Annotated in this window: 14 protein-coding genes; 8 read left to right on the plus strand and 6 right to left on the minus strand. The window is 67.8% G+C overall.

What is annotated here, in order from left to right; genetic code table 11:
- The first annotated feature begins 4 nt into the window (after positions 1-4).
- A complete protein-coding gene (locus ACSFBF_RS23260) occupies positions 5-1,387 on the plus strand; it encodes a 3-deoxy-D-manno-octulosonic acid transferase (RefSeq protein ID WP_435471073.1) in 1,383 nt (460 codons plus the stop codon).
- 13 nt (positions 1,388-1,400) lie between these two features.
- On the opposite strand, the gene ACSFBF_RS23265 is transcribed toward ACSFBF_RS23260, so the two are convergent.
- The 4 genes from ACSFBF_RS23265 to ACSFBF_RS23280 are packed head-to-tail and all read right to left on the minus strand — an operon-like array spanning position 1,401 to position 4,758.
- Positions 1,401-2,954: a TolC family outer membrane protein gene (locus ACSFBF_RS23265; RefSeq protein WP_435471075.1), complete on the minus strand. Its 1,554-nt coding sequence runs from the start codon at positions 2,952-2,954 to the stop codon at positions 1,401-1,403.
- Positions 2,955-2,975: 21 nt separating this feature from the next.
- The gene (locus ACSFBF_RS23270; protein ID WP_435471077.1) at positions 2,976-3,320 is read right to left on the minus strand and encodes a rhodanese-like domain-containing protein; all 345 of its coding nucleotides are present in this window, start codon (positions 3,318-3,320) and stop codon (positions 2,976-2,978) included.
- A 16-nt stretch (positions 3,321-3,336) separates the two neighbouring features.
- Positions 3,337-4,014 (minus strand): protein-L-isoaspartate O-methyltransferase family protein, encoded by a 678-nt coding sequence (locus tag ACSFBF_RS23275; protein ID WP_435471079.1) that lies wholly within the window; start codon positions 4,012-4,014, stop codon positions 3,337-3,339.
- 21 nt (positions 4,015-4,035) lie between these two features.
- The gene (locus tag ACSFBF_RS23280) at positions 4,036-4,758 is read right to left on the minus strand and encodes a TetR/AcrR family transcriptional regulator (RefSeq protein WP_435471081.1); all 723 of its coding nucleotides are present in this window, start codon (positions 4,756-4,758) and stop codon (positions 4,036-4,038) included.
- A 102-nt stretch (positions 4,759-4,860) separates the two neighbouring features.
- Here ACSFBF_RS23280 and msrA point away from each other — a divergent pair, with 102 nt between their 5' ends.
- The 6 genes from msrA (at position 4,861) to ACSFBF_RS23310 (ending at position 11,665) form a co-directional block, all read left to right on the plus strand.
- Positions 4,861-5,412: a peptide-methionine (S)-S-oxide reductase MsrA gene (gene msrA, locus ACSFBF_RS23285; RefSeq protein WP_435471083.1), complete on the plus strand. Its 552-nt coding sequence runs from the start codon at positions 4,861-4,863 to the stop codon at positions 5,410-5,412.
- A gap of 20 nt (positions 5,413-5,432) precedes the next feature.
- Positions 5,433-5,822, plus strand: coding sequence for a hypothetical protein (locus tag ACSFBF_RS23290; RefSeq protein ID WP_435471085.1), 390 nt, complete (start codon positions 5,433-5,435; stop codon positions 5,820-5,822).
- Positions 5,823-5,900: 78 nt separating this feature from the next.
- Positions 5,901-8,072 carry a TonB-dependent receptor gene (locus ACSFBF_RS23295; protein WP_435471087.1) on the plus strand — a complete coding sequence of 724 codons (2,172 nt, stop codon included), beginning with the start codon at positions 5,901-5,903 and terminating at the stop codon, positions 8,070-8,072.
- A gap of 17 nt (positions 8,073-8,089) precedes the next feature.
- The gene (locus ACSFBF_RS23300; RefSeq protein WP_435471089.1) at positions 8,090-8,485 is read left to right on the plus strand and encodes a hypothetical protein; all 396 of its coding nucleotides are present in this window, start codon (positions 8,090-8,092) and stop codon (positions 8,483-8,485) included.
- Between the two features lie 81 nt (positions 8,486-8,566).
- Positions 8,567-10,648, plus strand: a complete 2,082-nt coding sequence (locus ACSFBF_RS23305; protein ID WP_435471091.1) for a TonB-dependent receptor — start codon at positions 8,567-8,569, stop codon at positions 10,646-10,648.
- A gap of 63 nt (positions 10,649-10,711) precedes the next feature.
- Positions 10,712-11,665: an AEC family transporter gene (locus ACSFBF_RS23310; protein ID WP_435471093.1), complete on the plus strand. Its 954-nt coding sequence runs from the start codon at positions 10,712-10,714 to the stop codon at positions 11,663-11,665.
- Positions 11,666-11,804: 139 nt separating this feature from the next.
- On the opposite strand, the gene ACSFBF_RS23315 is transcribed toward ACSFBF_RS23310, so the two are convergent.
- Complete coding sequence (locus ACSFBF_RS23315) at positions 11,805-12,149, minus strand: hypothetical protein (protein ID WP_435471095.1); 345 nt, start codon at positions 12,147-12,149, stop codon at positions 11,805-11,807.
- A gap of 18 nt (positions 12,150-12,167) precedes the next feature.
- Here ACSFBF_RS23315 and ACSFBF_RS23320 point away from each other — a divergent pair, with 18 nt between their 5' ends.
- Positions 12,168-13,379, plus strand: a complete 1,212-nt coding sequence (locus ACSFBF_RS23320; protein WP_435471097.1) for an OmpA family protein — start codon at positions 12,168-12,170, stop codon at positions 13,377-13,379.
- A gap of 12 nt (positions 13,380-13,391) precedes the next feature.
- Here ACSFBF_RS23320 and pdxH read toward each other — a convergent pair whose 3' ends face one another.
- On the minus strand, positions 13,392-14,045 hold the full coding sequence (pdxH, locus tag ACSFBF_RS23325; RefSeq protein WP_435471099.1) for a pyridoxamine 5'-phosphate oxidase: 654 nt from the start codon (positions 14,043-14,045) through the stop codon (positions 13,392-13,394).
- Positions 14,046-14,051: the final 6 nt, after the last annotated feature.

Genomic DNA, 14,051 nt, shown 5'->3' on the forward strand with positions numbered 1-14,051 from the left:
GCCCGTGCGTTCCTTGCTGCTTCGCCTCTACGGCGTCTTCACCACCGTCGTGCAACCGCTCGTGCGCCGCAAGCTGCGGCGCCGCGCCGAGGCCGAGCCGGGCTACGGGGTGGCCGTGGAAGAGCGCTTCGGCCACTACGACGAAGCCACCACCGGCCAGGCCCAGTGCTGGGTGCATGCGGTCTCGCTCGGCGAGACGCGCGCGGCCGCCATCCTGATCGCCGAACTGCGGCGGCAGTACCCGGGCATTCCGATTCTGCTCACGCACGGCACCGCCACCGGCCGCGAAGAAGGCGCCAAGCTGCTCGAACCCGGCGACACGCAGGTCTGGCAGCCGTGGGACACGCCGGGTGCGGTGGCGCGTTTCCTTGACAAGTTCCAGCCGCGCATCGGCGTGCTGATGGAAACCGAGGTCTGGCCCGAAATGGCCGCCGCCTGCGCCGCGCGCCGCATTCCGCTGGTGCTGGCCAACGCGCGACTCAACGAGAAATCTCTGGCCTCGGCCGAACGGCTTGCATGGCTGGCACGGCCCGCCTACTCGGCCCTCACGGCCGTGTGGGCGCAGACCGAGGCCGATGCGCACCGCCTGGTGTCGCTCGGCGCCAAGGTGGCCGGCATCTATGGCAACCTCAAGTTCGACGCCACGCCCGATGCGCGGCAGCTGAACGCGGCCGTGTCGCTGCGCGAGCGCCTGCCCAAGCCGATGGTCGTGCTCGCAAGCTCGCGCGACGGCGAGGAGCGGCTGCTGCTCGAAGTGCTCAAGCGTTTCGGCGCAACCTCGCCCGTGCCGCCCGAGCAGGGCGCGATCCGCTCGATTTCGAAGCGCGTGCACGACGTGCAATGGATGATCGTGCCGCGCCATCCGCAGCGCTTCGACGAAGTGGCGGCGCTGATCGAGGCCGAGGGCTTTGCCGTCGCGCGCCGCAGCGCGGCGGGCCAGCCGTCAGACGCCGAGATCTGGCTCGGCGATTCGCTGGGCGAGATGGCGCTGTACTACGGCCTGGCCGACGTGGCCCTGCTCGGCGGCAGCTTCGAGCCGTTGGGCGGCCAGAACCTGATCGAGCCGGCCGCCTGCGGTTGCCCGGTGATCATGGGCCCGTCGACCTTCAACTTCGCCGAGGCGGCGCAGTTGTCGCTGGCGGCCGGTGCGTCGCTGCGCGTCGAGGGCATGGAGCAGGCCGTGACGGCCGCGCTGAAACTGGTCGAGAACCCCGAGCGCCGCGCCACGATGGCGCAGGCTGCGCTGGCGTTCTCTTCATCGAACCGCGGAGCTGCCGAGCGAACGGCGGCGGCGGTGCTGGCGATTGCACAGGCAGCGGAACCGGTGACGGCGGCAGGCGAGCCGCTGGACGAAGAGCCGACGCGGGCCGAGCCCACGCTGGACTGACGACGACGGTCGGTCAGCGCACCGGCGGGTTCAGGATCACCGGTGGTACGGGCGCGGTCGGCATCGTCGGCGCTGGCGGATTGAACGGCTGCACCGGCACCGGCGGGATCACCGGAATGCTCGGCGGCGTCACGGTTGTCGCAGGCGGCACCGTGGTGCTGCGATCAGGCCCGGTGGCAGAGGGCACGGCCGGCACGCTGCCATTACTCGCCAGCGTCGCGTTGATCGCATTCATGTCGTCGGTCGTCAGCGTGCCGTTGGCCTGGCGCAGCTTCAGGTTGCCCAGCAGCACGTTGTAGCGCGCCTGCGCCAGGTCGCGTTTGGTCTGGTACAGCTGGCTTTGCGAGTTCAGCACGTCGATGTTGATGCGCACGCCCACCTGGTAGCCGAGCCGGTTGGCGTCGAGCGCGCTCTGGCTCGACGCCTCGGCCGCTTCAAGTGCCTTCACCTGTCCCGCGCCGGAGACGAGCCCGAGGTAGGCCGCGCGCGTGGCCTGCGCCACGCTGCGGCGGGTGCCGTCGAGCACGCTGCGCGACTGGTCTTCGAGCGCCAGCGTTTCCTTGATGCGGTTCTCGGTGGCGAAGCCGGCGAACAGCGGCAGGTTGAAGGTCACGCCGACCGTGGTTGCGTTGACGCGCGTGCCCACGGTGCTCGTGCTGGTGCCCGTCGGGTTGCGCGTGACGTTGTAGCCCAGGTTGGCGTCGAGCGTGGGCTTGTGGCCGGCCTTGGCCTTGTCCACTTCGAGCCCGGCCACATCGAGGCCCAGGCGGGCCTGCTGAATCGAGGGATGCACCTCGTCGGCCTGCGAGACCCAGGCGTTGATGTCCGCGGGCACGGCGGCGGGCAGCACCACCGGCACACGCAGCGGCACCGGCACGCTGCCGGGGCGGCCGACCAACTGGTCGAGCACGATCTTCTTCACCTGCAGGTCGTTCTCGGCCGCGATCTCCTGCGCGATCACCAAGTCGTAGCGGGCCTGCGCCTCGCGCGAGTCGGTGATGGTGGAGGTGCCGACCTCGAAGTTGCGCTTGGCCGACGCCAGCTGTTCGGCCACGGCGACCTTCTGCGCGCGCACGAGCGCCAGGCTGTCCTGGCTTGCGAGCACGTCGAAATACGCCTGGCTCACGCGCACGATCAGGTCTTGCTCGGCAATGGTGAGCACCGCCTGCGCGATGTCGGCCTGGCGCTTGCCTTGCTCGTACGTGGCCCAGTTGGCGGGCCGGTACAGCGGCTGCGTGGCGTTGATGCCGACGTTCTGCGTGTTGAAGTCGCGCGGCGTAGTGGTGCCGCGGCCGGCGCCCGTGAGGGTGTCGATGTCGAGGTCGCTGCGCGTCACGCCGGCCGTGAGCCCCACGGCGGGCAGGATGCCGGCCTTGGCCTGCGCGGCACGCGCGACGTTGGCCTCGTACTGAGCCCGCGCGCCCTGGTAGGTGGCGTCGTAGCCGCGGGCGGCGTCATAGAGTTCGTTCAGTGTCTGGGCCTGGGTCAGGGCCGGCGATGCGAGCAGGGCTGCGAAGGTGATTGCGAGCGCTGCGGAAAGAGGCGAAAGCCGGGGCCTGGAAGGCATTGAACGTCCTTGAAGAAAGAATCAGTAGCGCGGGACCGAAGGGTCGTGCGAAGACCAGGCGTCGATGCCGCCCGCCACGTTGGCGAGCTGGTCAAAGCCGTTCTGGTTCAAAAAGGCGGCCACGCGCTGGCTGCGCGCGCCGTGATGGCACAGGCATGCAATCCGAAGTTCGGGCTGGCCGTCACTCAGCTCGGCCAGCCGCCCGGGAATCTCGTTCATCGGAATCGCCACCAGGGTGAAGCCCTGGGGTGCGACGCTCGCCGTCTGCAGCTCCCAGGGTTCGCGCACGTCGAGCAGCACGGGGGTGGCGTCGGCGTTCTGGGCGAACCAGGCGGCAAGGTCGGCGGGGCGGACTTGGTCGATCATTCGGTCAACCGCCTGCTCAGAACGAGAAGCGCGAGGGCTCGGGGAAGTTCAGCAGGCGCGGGGCCACGATGTCCCAGGGCTGGATGGTGTCCCACTTGCTCTCGCTCGAGCGGGTGACGAAGTGGGCGCGCATCATCGGCTCTTCGCCCACGATGGCCGAGAGGCGGCCGCCGACCTTGAGCGAGCCCAGCAGGTTCTGCGGAATGCGCGCGACCGAGCCGCTGAGCACGATCACATCGAAGCTCGGGCCGCTGGCCAGGGGCACGGCGCCGTCGGCATTGCGCACTTCGACGTTGGTCACGCCGCTGCGGCGCAGCGTCTCGGCGGCGCGGGCGGCCAGCACGGGGTTGATTTCAAGCGAGAGCACCTGGGCGGCGCGGGCGCCCAGCAGGGCGGCCATGAAGCCGGAGCCGGTGCCGATCTCGAGCACCGATTCGTGCTTCTGGATGTGCAGGTCTTGCAGCGTGCGGGCCTCGACCTTGGGCGACAGCATGAATTCGCCGGGCACGGAGCCGTCGAGCAGAGGCAGTTCCATGTCGAAGAAGGACAGCGTGCGGTGTTCTTCCGGCACGTAATCTTCGCGGTGGATTTCGGCCAGCAGTTCGAGGATGTCCGTTTCCAGCACATCCCAGGGGCGGATCTGCTGTTCGATCATGTTGAAGCGCAAGCGCTCGAGGGTGGGGGTGGGGTTCATGGCGTGGTTTTCCTAGTGGGCTCAGGACAAACCTTCAATTTTAGGTGCCGCCGGTGACACCGTCGGCAGGGTCGGCCTTCCGGGGTGTGCGCTGAGCCCGTTGAGCACCACGTCTGCCTGGATGGCGAGGTACTTTTCGGGGTCTAGGGCCGATGCGCCGTCGACGCAGACCATGGCCGAATGCTTCCAGAGCATGAGGAAGACCATGGGCGCCACCACCGAATAGATCGCATGGTCGACATCCGTCGGCGCGAACTCCCCGCTGTCGATGCCGCGCTGGAAAATGCGCCGCAGCAGTTCGTGGCCGGGCCGGACCACCTCGCGGCGGTAGAACTCGGCCAGTTCGGGAAAGTTGGCGCCCTCGCTCATCATGAGCTTGGTCAGGCCCGAGGCCTGGGTCTTGCCGACGCGCTCCCACCACACGTTCATGCAGTAGCGCAGCATCTCGGCCGTGGTGCCTTCGAAGGCCTCGAACTCGGCATTCCACTCCGTGAAACGGCCGCCGAGGTTTTCCATGACCACGGCCTTGAACAGCTCGTCCTTGCTCGGAAAGTAGAGAAAGAGCGTGCCCTTGGAGACGCCGGCGCGCGCCGCTACTTCCTCGGAACGGGTGGCGGCAAAGCCTTTTTCGACGAACAGATCGAGCGCGGCGGCCAGCAGTTCGCCGGGACGCGCCTCTTTCCGGCGCTCGCGCTTGGCGTGCACCGGGCAGATCTTTTCGACGAAGGAGCGGGGCGTGGGCATGGTGTTAATGACTCGCGGGTTAGTAATGTAGTGACCGGCATCCGTCACGTCAAGCCGCGACAATATCGGGTTCGTCTTTCCCCAACCTGCCGGAGCAGCACCATGTCCACCTCATCGTCGCCTACCGAAACCATCGTGCTGGGCGGTGGCTGCTTCTGGTGCACCGAGGCGGTGTTCGACCGGGTTCAGGGCGTGCTGGACGTGGAATCGGGCTATTGCAACGGCCAGACCGTCAACCCGACCTACGAGCAGGTCTGCACCGGCCGCACCGGCCATGCCGAGGTGGTGAAGCTCGAATTCGACCCGGCGCAGATCAGCCTGCGCGAAATCCTCGAAATCTTCTTCGTCGTGCACGACCCGACCACGCTCAATCGCCAGGGCAACGACGTCGGCACCCAGTACCGCAGCGGCATCTACTACACCAGCGACGCCCAGAAAGAGGTGGCCGAAGGGGTCATCCGCGAGATCGAGGCCAGCAAGACCTATCACTCGCCCGTCGTGACTGAAGTGGCAAAGCTCGCCAACTATTCGACGGCGGAGGCCTACCACCAGGACTACTTCCTGAACAACCCGAACCAGGGCTACTGCGCATTCGTCGTGGGCCCGAAGGTCGAGAAGTTCCAGAAGACCTTCGCCTCTCGCTTGAAGGCCTGATCGCCTCCCGACCCCTGCGCATGGCCCGCCAGTCTCCCTCCCGTTCGTCGCGCACGTTCATCGTTGCGCTGGCGTTCGCGTTGTGGATCGCGGGCACGCTGGGGGTCATGCACCGGTCGCTGCACGTGCCGGGCCTCTCGCATGCCGAGGCGGCGGTGCAGGTGCAGCAGGCATCGCAGAGCGGCGAGCACAAGCACGCGGCCCACGGGCTGGGCAGCTTGTTCGGCGAGCACACCGACGCCGAGTGCCGGCTGTACGACCAGCTGGAGCACGGCTCCACCGCGCCCAGCGTGCCGCTGGTGGTGCTGCCGATGCTGCTGCCGTCGGCCACCTTTGCCTATCTGCAGGGCGAGGCCATCGCCCGCTGGATCGCGCTGTTCGACGCGCGCGGTCCGCCTTCCACTCGCTGAATCCCCGTGTTCCGGCCGCCGCCGCCCGCATTGCGCGGGTGGCGGCGGATCGTTCATCGATTTAACGAGTGTCCATTCATGATTCCCAATTTCCGTCGCAGTGCCGTTGGCATTGCCGTTCTTTCCCTGCTGTCCTGGTCGGCCTTCGCCCAGGACGCGACCACCACCACGACCACCACCGTCGCGCCCAGCGCCGAAGGCACGCTGTCCACCGTGGAGATCCAGTCCGAGCGCCTCAAGAAGGCGCGCATGGAACTCTCGCCCGAAGTCGGTGCGACCGTCTACCGCATCGATCGCGCGGCCATCGACGCGCTCGGCAAGGGCGATGCCACGCCGCTGGACGACGTGCTGCTCACCTTGCCCGGCGTGGCCAAGGACTCCAAGGCCTCCGGCTCGCTGCACGTGCGCGATGACCACGGCAACGTGCAGTACCGCGTCAACGGCGTGCAATTGCCCGAGGGCATTTCGGGCTTCGGCCAGTCGCTGGACACGCGCTACATCGATTCGGTCAACTTCCTGACCGGCGCCTTGCCGGCGCAGTATGGCCTGCGCACCGCCGGGGTGGTCGACATCCAGACCAAGCAGGGCTTCGGCAAGCCCGGCGGCTCGCTCGGCTTCACCTTCGGCAGCCACAACACGCTGGAAGAAAGCGGCTCCGTCTACGGCACCACCGGCAACCTGAGCTACTACCTGTCGGGCAGCCTGGTGTCCAACACCAACGGCATCGAGAACCCGCAGCCCACGCTCAATGCGCAGAACGACCGCACGCGGCAGGGCAAGACCTTCGGCAATCTCTCGTACTACCTCGACGCGGACACGCGCCTGGGCCTGATGTTCGGCACCTACAACGGCAAGTTCCAGATTCCGACCAACCCGAACCAGACGCCGTCTTTCTCCCTGGCCGGCTACAGCGACCTGGGCACGGGCTACAACGGCCTGCCGTCGTCCGACGTGCGCGAGCGCCAGACCGAGGCCACGCGCTTCGTCGCGCTGTCGTACCAGAAGACCGTGGGCGCGCTGGACTTCCAGATCTCGGCCTTCCACCAGTATTCGAGCCTGCACTACGTGCCCGATGCCGTGGGCGACCTGATCTACAACGGCGTGGCCTCCGACACCCTGCGTTCCAACTCGTCCAACGGGCTGCAGGCCGACGCGTCGTACAAGCTGAACGACGCCCATACGCTGCGCTTCGGCGGCGCGTACACGCGCCAGAACACGCGCAGCATCAATGCGGTGAACGTGTTCCCGGTCGACGACACCGGCGCGCAGGTCGGCAACACGCCGGTGCTCATCAACGACAACTCCAGCAAGGTCGGCCAGCTCGCCAGCCTGTACGTGCAGGACGAGTGGCGCATCGATCCGAAGCTGACCTTCAACTACGGCCTGCGCTACGACAGCGTCGATGCGTTCACCAAGGAGCACCAGTGGAGCCCGCGGCTGAACCTCGCGTACAAGCTGACCGGCGACACGGCGCTGCACGCGGGCTACGCGCGCTACTTCACGCCGCCGCCGCAGGAGCTGGCTTCGCAGCAGAGCATCAACCTGTACACCGGCACCACCAACCAGCCGGAAGTTGCCAATTCCGATCCGGTGAAAGCCGAGCGCACCCACTACTTCGACCTGGGCCTGGACCACAAGGTGAACGACAACCTGTCGCTGTCGGCCGATGTGTACTACAAGAACATCACCAACCTGCTCGACGAAGGCCAGTTCGGCCAGGCGCTGATCCTGTCGCCCTTCAACTACGCCAAGGGCTTCGCGCGCGGGCTGGAGCTGTCGGCCCGCTACAACGACGACCACTGGTCGGCCTACGCCAACTTCGCCTACCAGAAGGCGATGGGCAAGGACATCGTGTCGAGCCAGTCGCTGTTCGGTGCCGACGAGCTGAGCTACATCGCTAACCACTACGTGTACCTGGACCACGACCAGACCTACACGCTGTCGGGTGGTGCCAGCTACCGCTTCGGCGACAACCAGGTGAGCGGCGATCTGATCTTCGGCAGCGGCCTGCGCCGCACGCCCGACGGGGGCGCGCCCAACAGCGCGGCGCTGCCGCACTACGCGGTGGTCAACGCTGCCTACTCGCATACCTGGAAGGAGTCTTCGGGCGGTGACATCGTCGGGCGCGTCGCCATCCTGAACCTGTTCGACAAGAGCTACTTGCTGCGCGACGGCACGGGCGTGGGCGTGGGCGCGCCGCAGTACGGCACGCGGCGCAGCCTGTACGTGAGCATGACCACGCACTTCTGACACAGGCCCGACGCCAGATGACGCACACGAGGCTCTCGCGCACCGTCGCACTCATGCTGCTCTTCGCAGTGTGGGTGACGTCGACGCTCGGCCTCGTGCATGCCACGCTGCACGTGCCGGGCGACCGCGCATGGGCCCTGTCCGCCGAGCGCGCGACCGCCACGGTTGCAGCCGCCTCGGGGGCGCGCGCCCCGGCGCAGCGGCACACCTGGCTGCATGCGCTGTTCGGCGACAAGACCGACGCCGAGTGCCGGCTGTACGACCGGCTGTCGCATGGCTTCAGCGCGCCCGGCGTGCCGCTGCTGGTGCTGCCGATGGTGCTGCCGTCGGCCACCTTCGCGTATCTGCAGGGCGAAGCCGTCGCCCGCTGGATCGTGCTGTTCGAGGCACGCGGTCCGCCTTCCACTCGCTGAATTTCCGATGTGTTCCGACTGCTGTGCCCGCTTCGCTCGGGTGGCGGCCGGTCGTCCCTTGATTTCAACGAGTGTCCATTCATGACTCCCAATTTCCCCCGCAACGCCATCGGCGTTGCCGTTCTCTCGCTTGCCTCTTTCGCAAGCCTGGCCCAGGCGCAGTCTCAACCCGCCGACGCCGCCAGCCTGCGCGAGGTCACCGTCACCGGTAACCCGCTCGGCGCAAGCGAACTGATCGCGCCGACCACCACGCTGTCGGGCGACAAGCTGCTGCTGCGCTCCGAATCGACGCTCGGCGAAACGCTCAACAACGTGCCCGGCGTGAGCAGCAGCTACTTCGGCCCCAACGCCAGCCGCCCGATCATCCGCGGGCAGGACGGCGACCGCATCCGCATCCTGCAGAACGGCGGCGGCGCGCCCGACGCATCGGCGCTGAGCTACGACCACGCCGTGCCGGTCGACGCGCTGGTGACCGATCGCATCGAGGTGCTGCGCGGCCCGTCGGCGCTGCAATACGGCGGCAGCGCCGTCGGCGGTGTGGTCAACGTGATCGACAACCGCATTCCGACGGAGCCGATCAACGGCTTCGGCGGCCGCGCCGACCTGGGCTATTCCACCGGCAACAAGGAGAAGAACGGCGGCGTGGTGCTCGAAGGCGGCAACGACCGCCTGGCGATCCACGTCGACGCCTTCAACCGCGACTCGAAAGACGTGTCGGTGCCGATCACCCTCGAGTGCAGCAAGCCCGGCTCGCCGTGGACGGCACGCAAGATCTGCAACTCGGCCAACGAGGCGCACGGCGGCGCCGTCGGCGGCACGATGTTCTTCGACCAGGGCTATATCGGCGCCTCGGTCAGCACCTACCGCAGCAAATACGGCACCGTGGCCGAGGACGACGTCACCATCGGCATGAAGTCCGACCGCTACGCGATCGAAGGCGAGTGGCGCCCGGGCGGCTTCATCAGCAGCATCCACGTGAAGCTCAGCCACACGGACTACCGCCACACCGAGTTCGAGGGCGGCGAAGCCGGCACCACCTTCTCGAACATGAGCAACGACCTGCGCATCGAAGCGCGCCACCAGAAGATCGGCAACTTCGAAGGCCTGGTCGGCTTCAGCAGCGAGACCAACCGCTTCGCTGCCGATGGCGAGGAGGCCTTTGCGCCGCACAGCCGCACGCGCTCCAACGCGCTGTTCATGTACGAGGAATACGGCACTTCGTGGGGCCGCCTGAGCTTCGGTGCGCGCACCGAGCAGGTCCGCATCCGCTCGCTGGGTTATCCGGACGATCCGACGGTCACGCGCTTTGCGGTCGGCGAGCGCACCTTCAACCCGCACAGCGCGGCCTTCGGCGCGCTGGTGAACCTCGCGCCGCAGTGGCAGCTGACTTCGAACCTCGCCTACACCGAGCGCGCGCCAAAAGACTACGAGCTGTTGGCCAACGGCCCCCACGTGGCGACGGCCGCGTGGGAAGTGGGCGACCCGAACCTGAAGAAGGAAAAATCGACCGGCCTCGACCTGGGCGCGCAATGGAAGTCGGGCCCCAACACAGCCCGCGTCAACGCGTACGTCACTCGCTTCAGCAACTACATCGGCCTGACGGCATCGGGGCGCAACCTCGATGAAGAGGGCAACGTGGCCGAGCCCGGCGCCACCGACACGCTGGCCGAGTACGTCTACAGCGGCGTGCGCGCGCGCTTCACCGGCATCGAGGCCAACGGCAACCTGCGCCTGCTGGGCACCGACGGCTTCGCGCGCATGGGCGACGCAGGCACGCTCGACCTTGAGTGGCGCGGCGACATCGTGCGCGCGAAGAACCTCGACACCGGCGAGCCGCTGCCGCGCATCGCACCGCTGCGCCTGGGCGCGACGCTGGCCTATGCCAACGGCCCGTGGGGCGCGCGCCTGGGCTTCGACTACAACGCAGCGCAGCGCCGCATTCCGTCGGTGGGGGCGCGCGAAACCGATGCATACACGCTGTGGAACGCGGCCATCACCTACCGCATGAAGGTGCAGCGCGCCAACCTCACCTGGTATGCGCGCATGGACAACATCACGAACAAGCTGGCCTACAGCGCGACTTCGATTCTGACGACGACGGTGTATCCGAACGCGCCGTTGCCGGGGCGGACGCTGAAGGTCGGGCTGCGCGTGACGTTCTAAGAAGCAAAGTCGCCGGAGAGGGCGGGAGCGAAGAGGAGGGAGTCCCTCGGCTATCCTCGTCGAGTGAATTCCATCGTCATCTCCTCGCTCCTCCCCGTCGTCCTGCTCATCGCTGTCGGCTATCTGGCAGGCAAGCGCCGCTGGATCGGCGGCAATGCGGTGAAGGACCTGTCGCACCTCATCTTCCTGCTGCTCGCGCCCGCGTTGCTGTTCCGCGCCATGAGCACGGTGCACGTCGAGCAGCTGAGCCTCAAGCCCGTGGCGGCGTATTTCATTGCCTCGGGCCTGCTGTTCGCGGGCACGCTCGCATTGCGCGGGTTCAACCGCACGGCGGCGGTGCTCGCGCTGGCCAACACCTACAGCAACACCGTGATGATCGGCATCGCGCTGATCGGCCTGGCGTACGGCGAGGAGGGCATGGTGGTGCTGCTCACGCTGATTTCGCTGCATTCGCTGGTGCTGCTGACCAGTGCCACGGTGGTGCTGGAGCTGGCCGTCGCGCGCGAGCAGGCCGGCGCCGCCGGCGCAGACAAGCGTCCGTCGATGGCCCGCACCGTGATGCGCGCGCTGCGCAACGCCATCATCCACCCCGTGCCGCTGCCGATCATCGCGGGCCTGCTGTTCGCGCAGACCGGGCTGGTCATGCCCGAGGTCATCGACAAGCCGATCCAGCTGCTGGGCCAGGCCTTCGGCCCGATTGCGCTGGTGATGGTGGGCATCACGCTCGCGCTCACGCCCATCGGCCGGCACTGGCGCGGCGCGCTGGTGCAGGCGCTGGTGAAAAACCTGCTGCATCCGCTGCTGGTAGCCCTCATCGGCTGGCTGCTGGGCGTGCGCGGCATTCCGCTCACGGTGATGGTGGTGGCTGCGGCGCTGCCGATTGGCGCCAACGTGTTCCTGTTCTCGCAGCGCTACCGCACGTCCGAAGACCTGGTGACGGCCAGCGTCGCGGTGTCGACGGTGCTGGGACTTGTCACGCTCACGCTCGTGATGGTCTGGGTGCAGTGGCTGCCCTGAGTCCTTCGGTCTCTTCTTCTTAGCGCTGCGCGGACTTTCGCCTTAGAACGCTTCGCCGCGCGCCTATGCCGTTTGGCAGGGTGGCCGTTTGGCGAGATGCCGCGGGGCCGCTGGCACCCTACATTTGCCGGCTGATGATTCACCCGGCGCGCTCTTCGCCCCTTCTTGCTATGGCGGTGGTCGCGACGGTGATCGCGCTGCACGGCCGTCCCGCGCAGGCCGCGGAGCCCACTGGCGCGGCCAAGCCGTGCCGCACGCCGTGCCTGTCGGCGAACGTGCCGCCGCCCGCCGAGAAGTCTGAAAAGACAGACGAAGGGCCGTCGAAGCCGAGGCTCGTGATCAGGACGCGCGCACAGCCGGCCGCGCCACCACCACCGCCGCCGGCGCAACGCGAAGCGGCGGCACCACGCCCCGCGCCATCGAAGCGCTGCAGCGAAATCAACATGCGCGCCGCCGTCGGCGAGCCGCTTTCGGACCAGGACATGAAGACATTGAGGAGCCAATGCTGATGACGACCACCACCCAACGAGTTCGCACGGCACTGCGCGTGTTCGCGCTGTGCGCCGCCGCCGTGCTTGCCGCCGCTTGCGCGCACCGCCCCGCGCCCGGCAACGCCATGCCTTTCGACCAGGCCGTGAACCAGGCGGTGGACGACCTGATGGTGCAGACGCAGAAGCTGCCGGCCTTCCTGGCCAAGGTGGAGTCGACGCTCACGCAGCGCCGCATCGTGATCGACCCGCTGCTCGAAGGCGCGAGCGGCCAGCAGACCGAGGTGACGCGCGTGGCCGAGCAGCGCATCGTCCAGCGCATGCAGGCGCAGTTCAAGCAGTTCACTGTCACGCCGTTCAACGCCAGCGAGATCGGCAACGCGCAGTACGTGCTGAACGGCACGCTGGTGCGCGACAAGGACGCCTCGGGCGGGCCATACCGGCTGAACCTTGCGCTGACCGAGATCAAGAGCGGCGTGGTGATTGCGCAGTCGGTCACGCGCATCAGCGATGCCACGCTCGACACGCGGCCCACGGCCTTCTTCCGCGACAGCCCGGTGAACGGCAAGGATCGCGGCGTCGAGGGCTACATCCGCACCGCCGAAACCCAGCCCGGCCAGGCCGCCGACGCGCTGTACCTGGAGCGCCTGCCGACCTCGACTGTGCTGCAGGAGGCCACCGCCGCCTACGAGGCCGGCCGCATGAGCGAGGCGCTGAGCCGCTACGAGGCCGCGGCGAAGCGGCCCGACGGCCAGCAGCTGCGCATCTACAGCGGGCTGTACCTCACGCAGTCGCAACTCGGCCGCACGGCCGATGCCGAGAAGACCTTCGGCACCATCGCGCGCCTGGGGCTCGAAACCAACAACCTGAGCGTGAAGTTTCTGTTCAAGCCGGGCTCGACCGACTTCCTCTCCGACCCGAAGATCAGCACCGCCTATCCGATGTGGCTGCGCCAGATCGCGCGGCAGGCGGCGCAGATCGATTCGTGCGTGGTGGTCACGGGCCACACCAGCCGCACGGGCTCGGAGGCCGTGAACGAGCGGTTGTCTCTGCAGCGCGCGGTGAGCGTGAAGACCCGGCTGGTGGGCGAGGCGCCGCCGTTGTCGAAGAAGCTGCGCGAATCGGGCATGGGCTTTCGCGAGAACATCGTCGGCACAGGGGCCGACGATGCGAGCGACGCGCTCGATCGCCGTGTCGAATTCAAGGTCGTAGGCTGCGAGGCCTGACGACGACTTGACTCAGGGGGCGAGGCGCTCGCGCACCCAGTCGCTGCCTTCGAGCCGATAGCGCAGCCGGTCATGCAGCCGGCTCTTGCGGCCTTGCCAGAATTCCCAACGGTCGGGCACCAGCCGGTAGCCGCCCCAGTGCGGCGGGCGCGGCGGCGAGAGCAGATGCTTGGCGGCGAACACGGCCGCGTTCTTCACCAGCACGTCGCGTCCGCTGATCACTTCGCTCTGCGGGCTGGCCCAGGCGCCGATGCGCGAGTCGAGCGGGCGGCTCGCGAAGTAGGCGTCGCTCTCTTCGGCGCCCGCCTTCTCGACACGGCCCTCGATGCGCACCACGCGCTCCAGCTCGACCCAGTGGAACTGCAGCGACGCATACGGATTGCCCGAGAGCTCACGGCCCTTGCGGCTCTCGTAGTTGGTGTACCAGACGATGCCGCGCGCGTCGTAGCCCTTGACGAGCACGATGCGGCTGGAGGGCCGCAGGTCGCTGCCCACGGTGCACAGCGTCATTGCGTTGGGCTCGGGCACCTTCGCGTCGATGGCCTCGGTGAGCCAGCGCTCGAACTGCTTCAGCGGATCGCCGGCGCTGTGGGCTTCGCCGAGCTCGGCTCGCTCGTAGCTCTTGCGCAGTGCCGCCAGTGCGTCATTGGAGAGAGGAGAAGTCATGCCGGG

It is taken from the genome of Variovorax nivicola (assembly GCF_051216475.1).
In the GTDB taxonomy this organism is placed as follows: Bacteria; Pseudomonadota; Gammaproteobacteria; order Burkholderiales; family Burkholderiaceae_C; genus Variovorax.